The sequence below is a fragment of the Streptomyces pseudoechinosporeus genome (assembly GCF_054783935.1).
Genome location: NZ_BAAGPS010000005.1, coordinates 155,490 through 175,949 on the forward strand (window position 1 = coordinate 155,490; position 20,460 = coordinate 175,949).

The 20,460-nt window shown below is 70.7% G+C and carries 13 protein-coding genes, 1 tRNA gene and 2 pseudogenes; 5 read left to right on the plus strand and 11 right to left on the minus strand.

The window, feature by feature from the left end; all coding sequences use genetic code 11:
* Positions 1-392: 392 nt before the first annotated feature.
* Both ACYVO6_RS07350 and ACYVO6_RS07355 read right to left on the minus strand, forming a co-directional pair.
* On the minus strand, positions 393-2,246 hold the full coding sequence (locus ACYVO6_RS07350; RefSeq protein ID WP_461058499.1) for a sensor histidine kinase: 1,854 nt from the start codon (positions 2,244-2,246) through the stop codon (positions 393-395).
* Entirely contained in the window at positions 2,236-2,937 is a 702-nt protein-coding gene (locus ACYVO6_RS07355; protein ID WP_461058500.1) for a response regulator transcription factor, read from the minus strand. Before ACYVO6_RS07355 ends, ACYVO6_RS07350 begins: the two co-directional genes overlap by 11 nt.
* Positions 2,938-3,029: 92 nt before the next feature.
* Between ACYVO6_RS07355 and ACYVO6_RS07360 the strand changes: the two genes are divergently transcribed.
* From ACYVO6_RS07360 to ACYVO6_RS07380, 5 genes and pseudogenes are all read left to right on the plus strand, one after another.
* Positions 3,030-3,680, plus strand: coding sequence for a hypothetical protein (locus ACYVO6_RS07360; RefSeq protein WP_461058502.1), 651 nt, complete (start codon positions 3,030-3,032; stop codon positions 3,678-3,680).
* Positions 3,667-4,983, plus strand: coding sequence for a hypothetical protein (locus tag ACYVO6_RS07365; RefSeq protein WP_461058504.1), 1,317 nt, complete (start codon positions 3,667-3,669; stop codon positions 4,981-4,983). Before ACYVO6_RS07360 ends, ACYVO6_RS07365 begins: the two co-directional genes overlap by 14 nt.
* The gene (locus ACYVO6_RS07370; RefSeq protein ID WP_461058506.1) at positions 4,980-5,690 is read left to right on the plus strand and encodes an ABC transporter ATP-binding protein; all 711 of its coding nucleotides are present in this window, start codon (positions 4,980-4,982) and stop codon (positions 5,688-5,690) included. Before ACYVO6_RS07365 ends, ACYVO6_RS07370 begins: the two co-directional genes overlap by 4 nt.
* Positions 5,687-6,934 carry an ABC transporter permease gene (locus tag ACYVO6_RS07375; RefSeq protein ID WP_461058508.1) on the plus strand — a complete coding sequence of 416 codons (1,248 nt, stop codon included), beginning with the start codon at positions 5,687-5,689 and terminating at the stop codon, positions 6,932-6,934. The genes ACYVO6_RS07370 and ACYVO6_RS07375 overlap by 4 nt, the downstream gene beginning before the upstream one ends.
* 140 nt (positions 6,935-7,074) lie before the next feature.
* Positions 7,075-7,392 (plus strand): annotated as a pseudogene (locus ACYVO6_RS07380) (tyrosine-type recombinase/integrase); the annotation flags it as partial.
* Positions 7,393-7,468: 76 nt separating this feature from the next.
* On the opposite strand, the pseudogene ACYVO6_RS07385 reads toward ACYVO6_RS07380, so the two are convergent.
* The 9 genes and pseudogenes from ACYVO6_RS07385 to ACYVO6_RS07425 form a co-directional block, all read right to left on the minus strand.
* Positions 7,469-7,600, minus strand: a pseudogene (locus ACYVO6_RS07385) (IS630 family transposase); the annotation flags it as partial.
* Between the two features lie 355 nt (positions 7,601-7,955).
* Positions 7,956-8,029 (minus strand) — tRNA-Thr (locus ACYVO6_RS07390).
* A gap of 102 nt (positions 8,030-8,131) precedes the next feature.
* A complete protein-coding gene (locus tag ACYVO6_RS07395) occupies positions 8,132-9,733 on the minus strand; it encodes an alpha/beta hydrolase (protein ID WP_461059318.1) in 1,602 nt (533 codons plus the stop codon).
* Positions 9,734-9,946: 213 nt separating this feature from the next.
* The gene (locus ACYVO6_RS07400; RefSeq protein WP_461058510.1) at positions 9,947-11,152 is read right to left on the minus strand and encodes a DNA polymerase III subunit delta'; all 1,206 of its coding nucleotides are present in this window, start codon (positions 11,150-11,152) and stop codon (positions 9,947-9,949) included.
* A gap of 145 nt (positions 11,153-11,297) precedes the next feature.
* Positions 11,298-14,477: a dTMP kinase gene (gene tmk, locus ACYVO6_RS07405; protein ID WP_461058512.1), complete on the minus strand. Its 3,180-nt coding sequence runs from the start codon at positions 14,475-14,477 to the stop codon at positions 11,298-11,300.
* Between the two features lie 124 nt (positions 14,478-14,601).
* Entirely contained in the window at positions 14,602-17,421 is a 2,820-nt protein-coding gene (gene topA / locus ACYVO6_RS07410; protein WP_461058514.1) for a type I DNA topoisomerase, read from the minus strand.
* A gap of 353 nt (positions 17,422-17,774) precedes the next feature.
* Entirely contained in the window at positions 17,775-17,972 is a 198-nt protein-coding gene (locus ACYVO6_RS07415) for a hypothetical protein (RefSeq protein WP_461058516.1), read from the minus strand.
* A gap of 210 nt (positions 17,973-18,182) precedes the next feature.
* Positions 18,183-19,700, minus strand: a complete 1,518-nt coding sequence (locus ACYVO6_RS07420) for a DUF7059 domain-containing protein (protein WP_461058518.1) — start codon at positions 19,698-19,700, stop codon at positions 18,183-18,185.
* 138 nt (positions 19,701-19,838) lie between these two features.
* Positions 19,839-20,429: a small secreted protein gene (locus ACYVO6_RS07425; protein WP_461058520.1), complete on the minus strand. Its 591-nt coding sequence runs from the start codon at positions 20,427-20,429 to the stop codon at positions 19,839-19,841.
* Positions 20,430-20,460 lie beyond the last annotated feature (31 nt).

Sequence of the window (20,460 nt, forward strand, 5' to 3'; positions counted from 1 at the left end):
CACCGTCCACAGGCGTCCGCGCTCCCCTTGCGCTCCCCGCCCGATAGCAACGCGCTCAATCGGCCTGCATGGCTGGGAGGGGACACCATGGTGGCACGGCTTGTCGAGATCGCACATACGAGATGGTCATCATCACTCGCAGGCTCTTCGCTCACATCCCTCACGCCGACGTGCACAGCGGCATGCGCAGCAGCAACAGCAGGCCGACGAGAGAAGGCCCTTTTGCGTCTCGGGTGTCGCGGCCGTCGGCTCTTCGATACGGGCGGGCTCGGGTACATCGATGTCGAGCGGCTTGAGCAGGTCAGCGGTGACGACCCGGTGGACGCCGCGTGAGCGGCACGCTCGCCCCGGACTGCGAGACCACCCCGACAGGCGCAAAGGCGTCCGTCCCTTCAGAGTGGCAGGCTGAGTGTGAAGACCGTTTCCTTGTTCGGGGTGCTGGTCACCGAGACCGTGCCGCCGTGGGCCTCGGTGAGTTGGCGGACTATGGCCAGGCCCAGGCCGCTGCCGCCGGTCTGGCGGCTGCGGGACTTGTCGGCGCGCCAGAAGCGGTCGAAGACGCGGGGCAGGTCGTCGGCGGCGATACCGGTGCCGGTGTCGGCGACTTCGATCACGACCTGGTCGCTGGTGCGGCGGCAGCGCAGGGTGACGTTGCCACCGGGAGGGGTGTGCCGGATGGCGTTGGACAACAGGTTGCCGACGGTCTGGCGCAGGCGCACGGGGTCCGCGAAGAGGGTGGGGGCGTCCTCGGTGTGGGTGGTGAGTGTGACGTCGGCGGTGTCGGCCCGGCCGCGGTGGGCGGCGGCCACATGGTCGAGGAGTTCCCGCAGACGCAGGGGTTCGGGGTGCAGCCGGAGCTGGCCCGCGTCGGCCTGTGCCAGGTACTGGAGGTCGTCGACGATGTGCTGGAGCAGCAGGGCCTCCTCCAGCAGGGAGGCGACGAATGCGTCGTCGGAGGCGGCGTAGCCGTCCTGGGCTGCTTCGAGCCAGCTGCGGATCGTGCTGAGCGGGGTGCGCAGTTCATGGGCGACGTCGCTGACCATGGCCTTGCGCTGGCCCTCCATGCGCTCGCGGCGCTCTGACAGGTCGTTGAAGGCAGCGGCCAGGTGACCGATCTCGTCGTTGGTGGTCACCGGTACTCGCAGGTGCTGCTGGGTCGGGCTGCGGGCGGCGTCGGTCAGTGCCCGCAGGGGTCTGACCAGCCGGGTGCCCACTGCGACGGTGACGGCCACGGTGAGGACGAGCACGAGGGCGGCGACGCCGGCGACCCGCACCGTGTTGGCCGGGGAGAGATCGAAGCCGGGGCCGACCGATCCGGCCGGGGTGGTGACGAACAACAGCGCGGGCGGAGCGACATACGGGGCGAGTTGCTCGCGGCGGGCGGTGTCAATGCACTGTTGCACGGCCTCGTCGCCGTTCCCGGTGGAGGCGAAGCTGAGACCGACCGTCACGGGGCTCAGGTTCTGGCGTTTCACGCACTCGCCGACCAAGGCGTTGAGCTGGTCGAGCGCCCGTTGCTCGGTGGGAGTGGGGGTGTCGAGTGTGTACAGGGCGCATACCGCGCTGACTTTCTGTTGGACTCCGTTGTCGCCGGGGACGATGATGGAGGGCCTGCCGCCCGGTGCTTCAGTGACTCCGGCGGTGTGGCCGACGCCGCGCAGACAGGACTGCAGCATCTCCGCACGGCCATGTAGTTCCTTGCGCTCGGCTTCTGGCAGCCGGTACGGGCCGACCACTCGTGGGTCGATACCGTCCGTCTTGACACCGGGCAGCAGCGCCGGGTCGGCTCGCAGAGGGTCGACGAGCGCCGAGGCTCTGGTGGGGAGGGCGGTGGTGGAGCCGGAACCAGCGATGGGCCGGCGGTCCTGGGTGGTCAGGGTGATATGGCGCCTGGTCTGCTCTGCCAGCCGGCTCAGGGTCGGCTTCACCGCGGACCAGTCGGTGTGGCCGGCGGCGTAGCCGATGAGCGTGTCGTAGATCTGGGCGTCGTCGGCGAGGACTTGTCCCTGCTCGTCCTGGAAGGCGTTCGTGACGGTGCGCGCGGCCAGCCATGCGGTGGCCGCGACCGAGCACACGGCGATCGTGATCGACGCCGCCAGCAGCCGGACCAGCAGGCTCCGGCGCAGCGGCAGCCTGCCCCTGCTCCTCCTGCTCCTCCTGCTCCTCCTGCCGCCTCTGCCCCAGCCCCAGCCCCTGCCCTCGGCCTCGGTCCTTGCTGCGGCCCGGGCCTCCGTCTCAGCATCCACGGCTGCCGTCGGTGAGGCGGTAGCCGACTCCGAACACGGTCTGCAGATAGACCGGCTGCCGGGGAACGGGTTCGATCTTCTTGCGGAGATTCAGCACGTGTACGTCGATGGTGCGTTCGGTGATGTAACGGTCGTCCCCCCGCGTCCGGGCCAGTAACTGGCGCCGGGTGAAGACCCGTTCCGGTTCGGCGGCCATCGTGGCGAGGACGTCGAACTCACCCGGTGTACAGGTCACTCGCCGGCCCTCGATGTCGACGACGCGGCGGACGGGGTCGACGGCGAGGGCACCGACCCGCAGCACCGGGTCGTCCGGCGCTGCGGCGGATGCCCGGGTCCGCCGCAGCAGGGTGCGGATACGGGCCATCAGCTCGCGGGGGCTGTAGGGCTTGGTCAGGTAGTCGTCGGCGCCGAGGTCCAGGCCGAGCAGAAGGTCCTCCTCGGTGCTGCGGGCGGTCAGCATCAGCACCGGCAGCTCGCTTTCGCTCCGCAGGATGCGGCACACGTCCAGACCATCGACGACGGGCATCATCACATCGAGGACCAGCAGGTCGGGCCGGTGGCGGCGCACCTCGTCGAGCGCCGCGCGCCCGTCATGGACGACCAGGGCGGTGTGGCCCTCACCCTCCAGATAGCGGCGGATCACCTCGGCCTGTTTGGTGTCGTCCTCGGCCACGAGGACACGTGCGCTCATGGGAGTCAGATTAGTTGCGGCGAGATGAGGCCAGACGGATCTCTGACTGTGCCCTGACAGGATCCTCATATGGTCGGGCCATGGTCTGCGCCATGGCGAAACTCACCGATCGAGCGGGGCCGGACCATCACGGCCCCGAGCCGGGGCCTCGCGCCCGCAGCCGGGTGCCCTCCCATCTCGCGCGGCCGGGGCGCAGTCGTACCCTCCGGGCTGCGGGGTTCACTTCCCTAGGCGCGACCGCGCTGGTCCTCATCACCGCGTGCGGGGGTGGTGACGCGGGCGGCGGAGGCAGTACGGACGAGGGCGGTCAGGGCGATGTCGCCTCGATCACCAGCCCGGCGGCGGGCGGTGGTTCGGGAGAGTCGACGAGCGATCCCGACGCGGGCCGCCCGCAGATCCGGCTGGACAGCACCCAGGAAGAGATCAATCGCATGTACGAGGCATGGGCCGCCTGTCTGGATGAGAACGGGGCGTCGAAGAAGGATGAGCCCAGCCCCGACTCCCCCGGCGTGAAGGCCTGTAAGGGGAAGGAGCCGCTCGATCCGCCGGAGATGGACCCGGCCAAGAACCCGGACTACAGCGACGACGTACGCACCATGGTGAAGTGCATGAACGAGCACGGCATCAAGAGCGTCGTCACGGCGGAAGGCTGGGGCCTGGAAGACGGAGCCAGCATGAACGTTCCCGACTACCCCAAAACCCTGGTCGACTGCCAGGTGAAGGCGTTCGGTGGAGACGAATGACAGCGGTCGAGCCGCCCGTCCGCCACGCCGCCGGCGGGTGGTCATCGGGGCGGTGGCACTGGCGGTCGTCATGGCGGGCGCACTGACCGTGACGGCGTGGCAGGGCCGCGACGGGAAGCCGGACACCAAGGCCGGCAGCGACGCGCGAGTCGCGACGGCCGTCGTGACCAGAACCGACCTGTCCAATGACCAGACACTGGACGGGACCCTCGGCTACGGCCGGGCGACAACGGTGAAGGGCGGCAAGGCGGGCCTGATCACCTGGCTTCCGGCGACGGGAGCCACGGTGCGGCGGGGCGAGCCGCTGTACCGGGTGGACAACGTTCCGGTGCCGGTCTTCTACGGCAGCACGCCGCTGTACCGGACGCTGCAGGCCAGGGGCACCACCGGCCCGGACGTGAAGGTGGTGGCCGACAACCTCAGGGAACTCGGCTACGACATCGGCGCACAGCCCACGGTGGGCACGTGGATCGCCCAGGAACCGGTCACGCCCGGTGAGCCGGGCACGGGACAGACGGCCGGGGGCGCGGGGCAGACGCCCGAGGGCGCGGGGCAGGGTACGGCGGGCTCGGCCACGGAGAGTGGCCCGCCAGATGCCACCGGGACCACCAGACCGAGTGCTCTATCCGGTTCCGCCCCCTCCACCCCGGCGCCCGTCCAGGTCAAGCGCGGCGACGGGGTACTGACCAGCAGCCTCGTCGCCGCGATCAAGCGGTGGCAGACGAGTGCCGGCATGCCCCCCACCGGCGTTCTGGGCGTCGGCGACCTCTCGGTGCTGTCCGGTGCCGTGCGGGTCGAGGGCGTGCAGGCCCAGCTCGCCGACGCCGCTGACGGGACCGCGCTGATGACGGTCACTTCCACCGTCAAGTCGGTGACCGTCGCGGTGGAAGCGGGCGAGGCGGGCTCGATGAAGCGGGGCGACTCGGTGGCGGTGAGCCTGCCCGACGACTCCACGACCCAGGGCACCATCAGCGCCATCGGCGCCACCGTCCAGAGAGACGACTCGGAGGGCGGCAGCGGCCCCGGTCAACCCCAGTTGACCGTCGGCATCGCACTGCGCGACACCGCGGCGGTCCGCAGGCTGGACTCCGCCCCGGTACAGGTGCGGTTCACCTCGGAGACCCGCAAGGGTGTGCTCTCCGTGCCCGTCGGCGCTCTGCTGGCGCTGCGCGAGGGCGGCTACGCGGTCCAGTTGCCGGGCGGCCGGCTGGTGGCGGTGAAGACCGGCATGTTCTCCAAGGGCGTGGTGGAGATCAGCGGCAGTGGCATCGAAGCCGGGACCAAGGTGGTGACGACCACATGAGTTCACGCCCGGTCCTGGCGGTGCGCGGCGCGAGCATGGTGTACCCCGGCGGGGTCACGGCGCTCGACGATGTCTCGCTCGCCGTCGAGCAAGGCGAACTGCTCGGCATCATCGGCCCGTCCGGGTCCGGCAAGTCGACCCTGCTGAACATCATGGGCACGCTGGACCGGCCGACGAGCGGCACGGTGGAGATCGGTGGCCAGGACGTCGCGGAACTCTCCGACCGCAGGCTGTCGGCGTTGCGGGGCCGTCAACTCGGCTTCGTGTTCCAGCAGTTCCACCTCACCGACGGGCTGACCGCCGCCGAGAACGTAGCCACCGGTCTGCTGTACGCCGGAGTGCCGCGCGGCAAGCGCCGCGCGCTGGCCCTGCAAGCGCTGGAGCGGGTGGGGCTGGCACGCCGTGCCCGGCATCTGCCGCACCAGCTCTCCGGCGGTGAGCGGCAGCGGGTGGCCATCGCCCGCGCGCTCGTCAACCAGCCCGTCCTGGTGCTCGCGGACGAGCCCACGGGCGCACTGGACACCGCCAACGGCATAGCCGTACTGGATCTGCTGACCACGTTGAACCGCGAGGGGACCACCATCGCGGTCATCACCCACGACCGGGACATCGCAGGCCAGTTGCCCCGCCGGGTGGAGGTCCGCGACGGCCGCCTCCTCTCCGACACCCGCACCGACGCCCCCGCCCGTACGGAAAGCTGGTCATGACCATCACATCGACGCGGCCCGCCGCGGGCCATCCCGCCGACGGGGTCGCCGACAGCAGGCCGGTGCGGCTGGCGCCGCTGGACATCCTGAGCCTGGGACTGCTGGGCATCCGTACCCGCAAGGTGCGGGCGGCCCTGTCCGCCCTCGGCATCTCGATCGGCATCGCCACCCTGATCGTCGTCACCGGGATCCCGGCGTCCAGTCAGAAAGCCCTGATGAACAGGCTCTCCGCGCTGGGCACCAACATGCTCCAAGCCGTGCCCGCCCGCCAGGAACCCCCGGTGCTGCTGCCGCCGGAGTCGGTGGACATGGCCGGCCGGATCGGGCCGGTCACGGTGGCCAGTGCGGTCGCCAACACCCATGCCGAGGTCTTCCGCAACGACCGCACCAGCGCCAGCGACTACTCGGGCCTGACCGTCCTGGCCGGCAAGGTCAACCTGCTTGAGGCGACCAACGCGAAGGTGGGCTCCGGCCGATTCCTCAGCGCGAACACGGACAAGTTCCCCACGGCCGTCCTCGGCTCGGGCGCCGCCTCTCTCCTCGGTATCCCGAAGATCACCGCCGAGCAGCCCGCCCCGCAGATCTACATCAACCGCCGCTGGTTCACTGTCATCGGCATCCTTGAGAGGACCCCGCTGTCACCGGAGATCGACCGCTCGGTCCTGGTCGGCTGGGATGCCGCGCGCGATGTGCTGAAGTTCGACGGCCACCCGACCGTGATCTACATCAAGGCCGCGGAATCGCAGATCGAGGCCGTACGCGACGTGCTGCCCGCGACCATCAACCCCGAACTGCCCGGCCTGGTCCAGGTCAGCCGCCCGTCGGACGCGCTGGCCGCCAAACGGGCCACCGAGAGCACCTTCTCCGCGCTCTTCCTCGGACTCGCCGGGGTCGCCCTCCTCGTGGGTGGCATCGGAGTGGCCAACACCATGGTCATCTCTGTCCTGGAGCGCCGCCGGGAGATCGGGCTGCGCCGCGCTCTGGGCGCCAACCGGGGCCAGATACGCAGCCAGTTCCTCACCGAATCCGTCGTCCTGTCGGGGCTCGGCGGCCTGACCGGCACCATACTCGGCGCCCTGGCCACCGTCGGCTATGCCACCCATCAAGGCTGGCCGCCGGTCATCCCCCTCACCTCGGTGGCCGCCGGGCTCGGCGGCGCGATCCTGATCGGCATGCTCGCCGGTGTCTACCCGTCCGTCCGCGCCGCCCGCCTGACCCCCACCGCGGCCCTCGCAACGACTTAGCTCGGCGTTCGACGTCGGCGGGCTTGGTTGGGCCCAACCTGCCCGTAGAGCGCACGTGTCCCCGGGTGCCGCCGTGGCGGGCGACGGAAGTACTCAGGCCCGGGCCGCCAGTCGCCCCAGCTCACGCGACCCGACGGCCCTCAATCGAACCCGGCACCCTCACGCGGCACTTCAACGCCCTGCTTCGGCAGGCCGTGCTCCGATAGATCTGGTTTCACGACCTGAGGCACTCGACCGCGACGCTCCTCTTGGAACAGGGCGTCGAACTCGTCGTCATCAAGAAGCTGCCGGGACACGCCCACATCGGCGTCACGGCAACGGTGTACGTCCACGTCCGGCTCCGCCTCCAGCGCCAGGCCATCGACCTCCTGGGCCACGCCCTCCATGGGCTCGCGGAGCCCTCCCCTGAGCCCGACGACGGCGACGACCCATCACTTTGTGCAGCACAGGTCCGCTGATGCGATGAAAGGAGCGGGCCTCCCGCTCCTGCCGGGTGCGCAGGATGCGGCGAGGCCGTCGATGAGGCGGGGACGGGGCTGCGTCCATCAGGCGGGCGTAATCGGTCTCGGTGAAGCCCTTGCGGCGGCCCTTGGCCGGTCCACGGTCGAGGTGGATGCGGTAGATCAGTCGGGGCCGGTGGCCGGACTTGGTGCAGATCAGCGCCGCCGGCGGACGCGGCAGCACCAGGAGGCAGCGCGAAGCTGACACAGCTCGACTGACTGCAAGGAAGACCCCGAGGGCTACGGAAACCCGGGGACACCGAAGGCCCGGCCGTAATCCGGCCGAGCCTTGGGCCGCATTCCTGTCCCCCCATCCCGGCACCGACACACCGACGGCCACAAGACTTCAGCAGCGGAACCGCCGTTCGCTACAAAAGGTTAGGTCACAGGCCTGGATCACCAATCCCGATGCGCTCCCCTTGCGCTCCCCTCGTGCGACGACCACCCCACAAGCCGACCAACCACCAGGAGCCACGGCACAAAAGACCAGGTCAGAGGGCATCTGACCTGGTCTCAAGAAGAGCCGCCTTCGGGATTCGAACCCGAGACCTACGCATTACGAGTGCGTTGCTCTGGCCATCTGAGCTAAGGCGGCGGGCTGCCCGCACTATGGTGCGATCGGCAACGTCGGTAAGTCTACACAGTTTCCGGGGGTGCTCCGTACGTGCCCTGGGGGCACCCCCGGTGGGCCTCGCGATCAGGTGGCTGAGCAGCGCTTTCCCTTGGTCGGAGGGGTGCCTGCGAGGAGGTAGCGGTTGACCGTGGAGTCGATGCAGGCGCTGCCGCGGCCGTATGCCGTGTGGCCGTCGCCGTCGTAGGTGAGGAGGGTGGCGGAGGAGAGCTGGGCGGCGAGGGACTGGGACCAGGCGTAGGGGGTCGCGGGGTCGCGGATGGTGCCGACCACCACGATGGGGGCGGCGCCCCTCGCCTCGATGCGGTGGGGTTCGCCGGTCGGGTGGACGGGCCAGTACGTGCAGTTCAGGGAGGCCCAGGCCAGGGTCTCGCCGAAGACCGGGGAGGCCTTCTCGAAGGAGGGGAGGGCTTCTTCGAGCGCTTCGGGGGAGGAGAAGGCGGCCGGGAGGTCCAGGCAGTTGACTGCCGCGTTCGCGAACATCAGGTTCGCGTACCGGCCGTCGGCGCCGCGCTCGTAGTAGGTGTCGGCGAGGGCGAGCAGGCCCGCGCCGTCCTTGTTCTTCATGGCCGTGGTCAGGGCCTCCCGCAGTCGTGGCCAGGCCGTCTCGTCGTACATCGCCGCGATGACGCCCATCGTCGCCAGCGACTCCCCGAGCTTGCGGCCGTCCGCGTCGCCTGCCTCGACGGGCGTGGCGTCGAGCTGCCGGAAGAAGGCCTTCAGGTTCTTGCCGACCTGGTCAGAGGTGGCGTGCGCGCCACCGAGCGGGCAGTCGGACCTGCGTACGCAGTCCTTCGCGAAGGCCCGGAAGGCCGTCTCGAAGCCGGCCGTCTGGTCCTCGTTCATCCGGCGCGCGGGCAGCGACGGATCCATCGCGCCGTCCAGGACCAGCCGCCCCACCCGGTCCGGGTACAGACCCGCGTACGTCGCCCCCAGGAACGTCCCGTACGAGGCACCGACGTACGTCAGCTTCTCGTCGCCCAGCACTGCCCGCAGAACGTCCATGTCGCGGGCTGCCTCGACCGTGGACACATGCCGCAGCAGTTTGGCCGAGCGCCTCCCGCAACCCTCCGCGAACTCCTTGACGGCGTCGACCAGTTGGCCTTTCTCGCGTCGGTTGTCGGGGGTCAGGTCCGTCTGCGTGTACTCGTCCATCTGCCGGCCGGTGAGGCATTCGACCGGCTCGCTGCGGGCGACGCCGCGCGGGTCGACGGCGACCATGTCGTAGCGGGCGCGGATCTCCTTCGGGTAGCCGACAGCCGCGTACGACTGGAGGTAACCGACCGCCGAGCCGCCCGGGCCTCCCGGGTTGACCAGCAGCGAACCGAGTCGCTTGCCCGGGCCCGTGGCCTTCTTGCGGGCGACGGCCAGCCTGATGTCGCCGGAGGCCGGCTTGGCGTAGTCGAGGGGGGCCTTGAGTGTGGCGCACTGGAAGCCGGGGGCGCCGCAGCCACGCCAGTTCAGCTTCTGGCCGTAGTACGGAGCGAGCGCCGCCGTGGCCTTGGGCAGCGCGGCCAGTGCCGAGGCCCCTGCCCGGCCCGTGGAGGTCGTCGAACTCCCCATGGAGCAGGCGGAGATGAGCAGTCCGGCGAGGGCGAGGAGAGTGCCGCACACGCGGAGGAACCCACTGGAATAGTGAGAATGGTGGCGAGGATGGCGGGAACGCATTGATCTGATCCGGATTCGCCCGAACTGGCGCCTGATATGCATCAAGCGAGCGTAACCCTGTGCAATGGATTGACCACCGAAGGTCGTCGTCGCGCCTCGTACGAGTGACCCAGTCAACCCGCCTCATCACCGCATCGCCGCATCGCCGCAGCTGCAAGCCACCCCTGAACCGCATCGCATGACAACCCCCTGAGCCCACTGCCCCCGTAACCCTCACCCCGCCCGCAACGCCATCGTCATCGCCTCCACCGCCAGCAGCGGCGCCACATTGCGGTCGAGGGCCTCGCGGCAGGCGGCGATCGCTTCTATGCGGCGCAGGGTGGTCTCGGGGGTCGTGCCGCGTGCGAGGCGCTCCAGCGTGTCCTGCATCTCCGTGTTGGCGAGAGCGAGGCTGGTGCCGAACTGGAGGGCGAGGACGTCGCGGTAGAAGGCCGTGAGGTCGATCAGGGCGAGGTCCAGGCTGTCGCGCTGCGTACGTGTTCTGCGGCGCTTCTGCTTGTCCTCCAGTTCCTTCATCACGCCCGCCGTGCCGCGCGGCATGCGCCCGCCCTGGGATGCGCCGAGCGCCGCCTTCAGCTCGTCGGTCTCCTTGGCGTCGGTCTCCTCAGCCATCTGCTTGGCGTCCTCGGAGGCCGCGTCGATCAGCTCCTGGGCCGCCTTCAGGCAGCCGCCGATGTCGTCGACACGGAGCGGGAGCTTGAGGACGGCGGCGCGGCGCTCGCGGGCGCTCGGGTCCGTGGCCAGGCGGCGGGCGCGGCCGACGTGGCCCTGGGTGGCACGGGCGGCGACGGCCGCGACCTCCGGTTCGATGCCGTCGCGGCGTACGAGGATGTCGGCGACCGCCGCCACAGGAGGCGTCCGGAGCGTGAGGTGGCGGCAGCGGGAGCGGATGGTCGGCAGGACGTCCTCGATGGAGGGCGCGCACAGGAGCCACACCGTGCGGGGGGCGGGCTCCTCGACGGCCTTCAGCAGAACGTTGCCCGCGCCCTCCGTCAGGCGGTCGGCGTCCTCCAGGACGATGACCTGCCAGCGGCCGACGGCCGGGGACATCTGGGCGCGGCGAACCAAGTCACGGGTCTCCTTGACGCCGATCGAGAGGAGGTCGGTGCGGACGATCTCCACATCGGCGTGCGTACCGATCAGGCTCGTGTGGCAGCCGTCGCAGAAACCGCAGCCGGGGACTCCGCCGAGGGCACGGTCGGGGCTCACGCACTGGAGGGCCGCCGCGAAAGCCCGCGCCGCCGTGGAGCGGCCCGAGCCCGGCGGCCCCGTGAACAGCCAGGCGTGCGTCATCCTCGACGCCTCGGGCAGCGGGATGTCGGCGGCCACCGCCGTGACCAGGGCGTCAGCATCCCGGGCGGCGGCCTCGAGCTGCTCGCTCACCTTCTCCTGGCCCACCAGGTCGTCCCATACGGGCATGGGTTGCCGCCCCTCCGTCGCACATCTGCCTTGCCGCGTCCCATTGTGCGGGAGGGCACTGACAACGGGGCTTCACGCCCTATCGCCCCTCACGCCTTCGCGTCAGCGCCCGCGACCAAGCCGTCAGCGTCCCCAGCCCAAGCCGTCAGCGCCCTCGCCGCCCCCGCCCACGCCTCTCGTCCAGGTCATCGTCCTCACGCGGGCCCAGCAATTCGTCCGCCAGCGTCGGAAGATCGTCCAGCGGGGTCTCCTCCGCCCAGTCAGAGCGGTTGCGTCGACGCGGGCCGCCCTCGGCCTCGACCTGGGGCAGCTCGCGGGTGCGGGCGTCGGAGCCGTCGGGTGCCGGCCGCTCGTCCCGGAAGTACCCCGGGGGAACCCGACCCGCCGCGTCACCGCCCCGCTGCTCGCCGCCACGGTCCTCCCGTACGGCCTGGTCCTCCCGTACGGGAGGAAGGACGGCCGTCTCGTCCGCGTCCGCCCCCACCGGAGGCAACACCGCCGTCTCGTCGGCGGCCCCCTGCGGCGCCGGAGGCTGCGGCAGCACAGCCGTCTCCTCCGCATCGGGCCCGGCTTCGGGAGCGTCGCCGGGCGGCACGGGACGCAGCACCTTGGTCTCGTCGTCCACCGGCCCGCCAGACGCGTTCGTCGGCGGCACGACGGGCGTGGGCGTCGGCACCGTGACCTCGTTGTCGGGGGTGGTCGCCGGGGTACCGGAACCCGAACCCTCCGTCGCGGCAGCAGCCTCAGCCGCCGCAGCCGCCCCCCTGCGGGCCTCCTCCGCCCGGAGCAACGCCTCCTCGGCCTTCCGCTGCTTCTCCAGGCGCCGCGCCTCAGCCTCCGCCCGGAGCCGCGCCTCCTCTTCGGCCTGCTTGCGCAGGCGCTCCTGCTCGGCCGCGCGGGCCTGCTCCTCCGCGAGCCGTCGGGCCCGCTCCTCCTCGGCCCGCCGACGCGCCTCTTCGGCCTGCTGCCGGGCCACCTCGGCCTGCCGCTCCAGCTCGCGCCGCTGGGCCTCCTCCAGCTCGCGCCGCTTGCGTTCCTCTTCCTCCGCGCGCAGCCGGGCGAGCTGCTCCTGCCGCTCGCGCTCGAGGCGCTCCTCCTCGGCCTTGCGGGCGGCCTCTTCCTCGGCACGTCGCCGCGCCTCTTCCTCGGCCGCCTTACGGGCCTCCTCCTGGGCCTTCACCTCGGCCTCGGAGAGCGGCAGCATCACGTCGAGACGGTGCCGTATCACCGTCGTGACGGCCTCGGACTCCTGCCCACCGTCGACCACCAGGTAGCGCGTGGGGTCGGCGGCGGCGAGCGTCAGGAAACCGGCCCGCACGCGCGCGTGGAACTCGGCGGGCTCCGACTCCAGCCGGTCCGGCGCCTCCGTGAACCGCTCCCTCGCGGTCTGAGGCGACACATCGAGCAGCACGGTCAGATGAGGCACCAGCCCATTGGTCGCCCATCGCGAGATCCGCGCGATCTCGGTCGGGGACAGATCGCGACCGGCCCCCTGGTACGCCACGGACGAGTCGGTGTAGCGGTCCGAGATGACCACCGCGCCCCGCTCCAGCGCGGGCCGCACCACGGTGTCCACGTGCTCGGCGCGGTCGGCGGCGTACAGCAGCGCCTCCGCACGGTTCGACAGCCCGGCCGAGGACACGTCCAGCAGGATCGACCGCAGCCGCTTTCCCACGGGCGTGGCCCCCGGCTCGCGCGTCAGCACGACCTCGTGTCCCTTGGAGCGGATCCACTCCGCGAGCGCCTCGGCCTGCGTCGACTTCCCGGCCCCGTCACCGCCCTCCAGGGCGATGAAGAACCCGTTCGAAGCCGGTGCCTGCGCGGGATCGTCCCCGCCCCGCAGCGCGTCCCGCAGGTCGTGCCGCAGCGGTACGCCGGACCGGTCGTCGACCTTCGCCAGCACCAGCGCCGCGACCGGCAGCAGCAGCGCGCCGACCAGCATCAGTGTGAAGGCCGCGCCGCCGTGGGCGAACACGAACTTGCCGTTCTCCAGCCGGTGCGGCCCGATCGCCGCCGCCAGCACGGGGGCCACCAGGGCACCCAGGGCGACGTAGACCCGTACGACCGCGTGCAGATGCTCCGTCGTACGCGCCCGCCGGTGGTCCTCGGCCTCCTGGTCGAGCAGCGTGTGCCCGGTGTTCGCGGCGATGCCCGCGCCGATGCCTGCGAACGCCGTGATCAGGATCACCGTGGCGACGTCCGGCACGATGCCGGCGGCGAGCAGCGCGAGGCCCGTGAACGCGATGGCCAGCGAGAGCAGCCGGCGCCGCGACAGCGGCGGCAGCACCTTCGGAGCCGTACGGATGCCTACGACGACGCCGCCCGTCAGGCCCGCCACCAGCAGCCCGTACGTCACCGGCCCGCCGCGCAGGTCCGTGGCGTGCAGCACGGAGACGGCGACCGCGGCGGCGATCGCCCCGGCGACGGCCGCGCAGGCCAGGACCAGCAGCGGAAGCGAGTCCGTACGCCCCTTGTCGACGCCGGTGCCCGACTTGGGGCGGCGCAGGCCCTCGAGCGGCGACCGCGCGCGGGGGGTGCGTGCGTCGGGCAGTTCGAGGACGGTCAGCACCGACAGGGACGCGGCGAACAGGCCCGCCGCGACGTACGACGCGAGCGCCGCCTGGTGCTGGTCGAACCAGGCCAGTCCGGCGCCCAGCAGGTTGTTGAGGAGCCCGGCCACGACGAGAGCGGCGGCCGCCAGGGGCACTGCCACGAATCCCGTACGCAGCGACAGGCGCCGCAGCGTCTCCGTGTGGTCCGGCAGCGGCCGAACCGCCGCGCCCTCCAGGGGCGGCGCGGGCAGCAGGGCGGGCGCCGCGCTCTCCCTGCACACCGTCCAGAAGCGCTCGGCGACCCCGGTGACGAACGCGGTCACCAGGATCACGGCCAGCGCGTCGTCGGGCGTCCAGTCGATCCACAGGGGCGCGATGATCAGCAGTACGGCCCGTACACCGTCCGCGCCGACCATGGTCCAGCGGCGGTCGAGCGGCCCCTCCTGGGAGGTCAGGGAGGTGAGCGGTCCGAGGAGTACGGCTCCGAAGAGCAGCGTCGCGAGTATCCGCGCCCCGAAGACGGCCGATACCGCGAAGGCCACCCCGCGGTAGTTGCCCCCGAAGGACCCCGCCGCAACCGCCGCCTGGAGTGCGAGCACGACCAGGACGAGCAGCGCGAGAGCATCGCCGACGCTGCCCACGAGCTGAGCGCTCCACAGCCGCTTCAATTGCGGTACACGAAGCAGCGCCCTCACGGCGCGCTCGCGTGAATCTGCGACCAGGGCGTCGTCGGGGGCCGGGGTGTGGGCCGTTGGCTGCTCCGCTCGCGTCATGCGTTCAGCCTATCGGGAGGCACCGACAACCCCGAAAGGGCGCCCACCACATGCGGACGCGAGGCCTCCGCAGGGCGCTGGCACAGCTCCAAGAAGCTGAAGCGCAGCCCCGGGACGCTCAAGCTCAACCCTCCGAAGCCGCCGCCTTCTTGGTGGCTGCCTTCTTGGCCGGAGCCTTCTTGGCAGCCGTCTTCGAAGTCGTCGTCTTCTTGGCTGCCGTTTTCTTGGCAGGTGCCTTCTTGGTGGCCGTTTTCTTGACGGCGGCCTTCTTCGCCGTCTTCTTGGCGGGTGCCTTCGCGCGCTTCTCCGCGAGCAGTTCGTAACCCCGCTCCGGAGTGATCTCCTCGACGCTGTCGCCAGACCGCAGGGTCGCGTTGGTCTCGCCGTCGGTGACGTACGGACCGAAACGCCCGTCCTTGACGACGACCGGCTTCTCGCTGACCGGGTCCGTGCCCAGCTCCTTGAGCGGCGGCTTGGCGGCGGCGCGCCCGCGCTGCTTGGGCTGGGCGTAGATCGCGAGGGCCTCTTCCAGCGTGATCGTGAAGAGCTGGTCCTCGGACTGCAGCGAACGCGAGTCCGTGCCCTTCTTCAGATACGGCCCGTAGCGCCCGTTCTGCGCGGTGATCTCCACGCCCTCGGCGTCCTTGCCGACGACGCGCGGCAGCGACATCAGCTTGAGCGCGTCCTCGAGGGTCACCGTGTCCAGGGACATCGACTTGAAGAGCGAGGCCGTACGCGGCTTGACGGCGTTCTTGCCGGTCTTCGGGGTGCCTTCAGGGAGCACCTCGGTGACATACGGCCCGTAGCGGCCGTCCCTGGCGATGATCTGGTGACCCGTGACCGGGTCGGCCCCCAGCTCGAAGTCGCCGCTCGGCTTGGCGAGCAGTTCCTCCGCGTACTCGACGCTCAGCTCGTCCGGGGCGAGATCCTCCGGCACATCCGCGCGCTGGTGGTTCTCGGAGTCCTTCTCGCCGCGCTCGATGTACGGGCCGTAGCGCCCGACGCGCAGCACGATGCCGTCGCCGACCGGGAAGGACGACACCTCGCGGGCGTCGATCGCGCCCAGGTCGGTGACGAGCTCCTTGAGGCCGCCCAGGTGGTCCCCGTCGCCGTTCCCGGCGTCCGCGGCACCGGGAACGCCATCGGCGCCCTCGCCGAAGTAGAAGCGCTTCAGCCACGGCACGGAGCGCGCCTCGCCCCGCGCGATGCGGTCGAGGTCGTCCTCCATCTTCGCGGTGAAGCTGTAGTCGACGAGCCGCCCGAAGTGCTTCTCCAGGAGGTTGACCACGGCGAAGGACAGGAAGGAGGGCACGAGCGCCGTGCCCTTCTTGAAGACATAGCCGCGGTCGAGGATGGTCCCGATGATCGACGCGTACGTCGACGGGCGGCCGATCTCGCGCTCTTCGAGCTCCTTGACCAGGCTGGCCTCGGTGTAGCGGGCCGGGGGCTTCGTCGCGTGGCCGTCGACCGAGATCTCCTCGGCGGACAGCGCGTCGCCCTCGTTGACCTGCGGGAGCCGGCGCTCGCGGTCGTCCAGCTCGGCGTTCGGGTCGTCCGCGCCCTCGACGTACGCCTTCAGGAAGCCGTGGAAGGTGATGGTCTTGCCGGAGGCGCTGAACTCGGCGTCCCGGCCGTCCGCGGCGCGGCCACCGATCTTCACCGTGACGGAGTTCCCGGTCGCGTCCTTCATCTGGGAGGCGACAGTCCGCTTCCAGATCAGCTCGTAGAGCCTGAACTGGTCGCCGGTCAGTCCGGTCTCGGCGGGCGTACGGAAACGGTCCCCGGAGGGGCGGATCGCCTCGTGCGCCTCCTGCGCGTTCTTGACCTTCCCGGCGTACGTGCGCGGCTGCGGCGGCAGGTAGTCGGCGCCGTACAGCTGCGTGACCTGGGCGCGGGCCGCGGCGACCGCGGTGTCCGAGAGGGTCGTGGAGTCCGTACGCATGTAGGTGATGAAGCCGTTCTCGTACAGCTTCTGCGCCACCTGCATCGTGGCCTTCGCACCGAAGCCGAGCTTGCGCGAGGCCTCCTGCTGCATCGTCGTCGTACGGAACGGTGCGTACGGGGAGCGACGATACGGTTTCGACTCGACGGACCGTACGGAGAAGTTCGTGTTCTCCAGGGCGGCGGCGAGCGCGCGGGCGTTCGCCTCGTCCAGGTGGAGCGTGTTCGCGCTCTTCAGCTGCCCGAGCGAGTCGAAGTCGCGGCCCTGGGCGACGCGCCTGCCGTCGACCGTCGTGAGCCGCGCGACCAGGGAGGACGGGTCGCTCCGGTCGCCGGCGCGGCCGGTGCCGAAGGTGCCCGTCAGGTCCCAGTACTCGGCGGAGCGGAACGCGATGCGCTCGCGCTCCCGCTCGACGACCAGGCGGGTCGCCACGGACTGGACACGGCCCGCCGACAGGCGCGGCATGACCTTCTTCCAGAGGACCGGCGAGACCTCGTAGCCGTAGAGGCGGTCGAGGATACGGCGGGTCTCCTGGGCGTCGACGAGCTTCTGGTTGAGCTCGCGCGGGTTGGCGACGGCGGCCTGGATCGCGGCCTTGGTGATCTCGTGGAAGACCATCCGCTTGACCGGGACCTTGGGCTTGAGCACCTCCTGGAGGTGCCAGGCGATGGCCTCGCCCTCGCGGTCCTCATCGGTGGCGAGGAAGAGCTCGTCGGAGTCGCGCAGCAGGTCCTTGAGCTTCTTGACCTGGGCCCTCTTGTCGGCGTTGACGACATAGATGGGCTGGAAGTCGTGTTCGACGTCCACGCCGAGGCGGCGCACCTCGCCGGTGTACTTCTCGGGCACCTCCGCGGCGCCGTTGGGGAGGTCGCGGATGTGCCCGACGCTCGCTTCGACGACGTAGCCAGGGCCGAGGTAGCCCTTGATCGTCTTCGCCTTGGCAGGCGACTCGACGATGACGAGTCGGCGGCCGCCGTGTGCGGTCTCGCTGGTCGGGGACAACTTCGCTCTTCTCTCCGGTCGACGCAGGGGGTCTCGCCCCGGCGTTGGTCCCGGGGGTCGTGTCGTGCTGACGCTGCGGAGTGTGACGGTACATCCCGCCCCCGTGTCAAACGGGAAAAGCCCGCAACGGCCACTCGAACGGTAACCCGACTCCCGGCATTCCTGCCGCCCGGAGTGTGGACCTGCTGTTTCGGCCCTATCCGGAGGGTGACTTCTCAGTTACCGAAACGGCGGGATCGTGACGGCCGGAGATCTTGCCTCCGGCCTTTCGGAGGCGGCAACTCCGGTTCCCCGGAGGGCATCGCTTCAGGGACGGGAGCCGCACCGGGCGTCGCGCCGGAACGTGCGCCTCCTCAGATGCGTGTGAAGCACCACACGGCGAGGAGCAGCGCGGCCGTCCCGGCGAAGCTCGCGACCACCGCGGACGCGGCCGGGCTCATCCCGTCGGCGACGGGTTCGCGGTGCCGCAGCCGGGCCACGGTCCACACCAGCAATCCGGCTCCGAACAGGGCGAACACCGATCCCGCGAAGACCGCCGGTCCGTTCTCCATGGTTCGTTCCCTTCGCCCTTGGGTGCCCAAGGAGGGGAGGCTGACACCTCCGGGAAGCGAGCACACGAACCCACGGTGAACGCACGGCGGACAGACCCGTGCGGCTCCCCGCGCACACCGTGCGCCCACCGCCGTGCCGGCTCGGATCGAATGTGTGGCCGCGGCGATTTCGCGCCATCCCTGACGGCTCGGCGTTCGCGGGGCTTCCGCTCACCCGGCGGGCTCGAGGAACCCCTGCTCGATCAGCAGCCGGATCTGCGCGGGCGTACGGTCCCGGAGCAACACCGGGTCCTCGCCGACCAGTTGGGCAATGGCGTCCAGAATTCGCCCCGCACTGAGTGTGCCGTCGCACACACCCGCGAAACCCGCGCCCACCGTGTCCACCCTCGTGGCCCGCCGCATCCCGCGGTTCTGGCGCAGTACGACATGCTCGGGATCCTCGGCGCCGGGCAGCCCGACCTGCTCCTGCACGATCTCGCCCGCGAGCTTGAAGTGCCCGGCGAGCAGCGCCGCGTCGTCGTGCGCACGCAGATAGTCCACGCGGTCGAAGTGCGCGAGCACCGTCTCGCCGAGCGGCTGTTCGACGGGATGCGGCCACTCCTCCACGACGACCGAGGGCTGCGCGGCCCCCGACTTGCGCAGGGTGATCCACCCGAAGCCCACGGCCCTGACCTTCCGCGTCTCGAACTCGTCGAGCCATGCGTCGTACCGCGTCTGGTACTCCACCGGATCCGCATGATGATCGCCGGCGTCCCGCAGCCACAATTCGGCGTACTGCATGACGTCCTGCACCTCGCGCTGCACGACCCACGCGTCACAGTCGCGCGGCACCCAGGACCGCAGCCGGTCCTGCCAGTCCTCCCCCTCCACGTGCTGCCAGTTGGCAAGGAACTGCGCATACCCCCCTTCGTTGAGGTGAGCACCCGCCCCTTGAACGAGCGCCCGGCACAGATCGTCCCCGCCCATCCCGCCGTCCCGGTAGGTGAGCCGGGCGCCGGGAGAGATGACGAAGGGCGGATTGGAGACGATCAGGTCGTACGTCTCCTCGCCGACGGGTTCGAAGAGCGAGCCCTCGCGCAGATCGGCCCTCGGAGCGCCGGACAGGGCGAGCGTGAGCGCGGTGATATGCAGCGCGCGCGGGTTGACGTCGGTCGCGGTCACCCGCGTGGCGTGCTGTGCGGCGTGCAGCGCCTGGATTCCGGAGCCGCTGCCGAGGTCAAGGGCAGACGCGACGGGCGTACGCACCGTGATGCCCGCCAGGGTTGTGGACGCGCCGCCCACTCCCAGTACGACCCGTTCGTCACGGTTGCCGATGCCTCCGGCTCCACCGACCGCGCACCCCCGGTCCGAGACGATGAACCAGTCCTCGCCGCCGGGTCCGCCGAACGGCCGGACATCGACCGTCGCTGCGACCTCGTCGCCGCCGGTCCTGGTCAGCCAGCTGCCCTCCAGGCAGTCCTGAACCGGCAGTACGTCCACCACGCGCGCGTGCGGCACGGGCTGCTGCAACAGGAACAGCCGTACGAGCGTCTCCAGCGGCGTGTCGCCCCGGGTCGCCCGGAGCGCGGGCACGGTCTCGCTCCGGGCCAGCGCCGCGTACGCGGAGGCGCCCAGGAGATCGAGCAGGCCGTCGGCGCTGAAGGAGGCGCTCAGGAGGGCGTCCCGCAGCCGCGCGGTGACGTCGGAGCGGTCGGTCGAGGGCAGCGGTGCCAGGCTGGTGTTACTCACGCCTCCATTGTCGCCGCTCCCGCCGACGGGACGCGGTCCCTGTGGACAACATGCCGATGGCCCGGCACGCGCGCGTACCGGGCCATCGTTCGGTTGACGAACGATCGGTCTCCTGGGGCCGGCCGTTGTCTCCTGGGGTCAGCCGTTGGTCGCCGACGGCGAGCCGGAGGCGGACTTGCAGCTCTCCTGCTTGGCCATCGCCTGGCCCACCTCGCCCTCCTGCAGCTTGTTCAGGGCGACGTTGCCGCTCTGGCCCAGCTTGTCCAGCTCGGTGGCGATGTCCTTGAGTCCGTCCGCGAACTTCCCCTGGTCCTTGGTGTCGAGCGCGTCGACCTGCTTCTTGAGGTCGGCGTACGACGTGGAGATGCCGTTGAGCTCCTTGACGGCGTCCGCCTTCTTCTTCTCGCCGTCCTCGACCTCCGGCGCCCCGGCCTTGTTCACGGCGGCGCCGATCGCCTTGTAGGCGTCGGACATGTCCTGGAAGGCTTGGGAGTCCGTCCTCTGAACGTCCGCCGGCGTGCTGTTGTCCGAGGTCTGCTTCTGGATCGAGGTGTTGGCGGCCTCGATCTTCTTCGCCTGCGGCTGCACCTCGTCACAGACCTGCTTCGCCCAGGAGTTCAGCTTGTCGCTGCTGTCGTCTCCACCACATCCCGACAGCGCCAGTACCAGTACCGCACCGCCGGACAGTGCGGCCGCGAGCTTCTTGTTCACCGGATTGGTCCCTTCCATGGCTCTCGGCCCCGGAACATACACGCCAAGT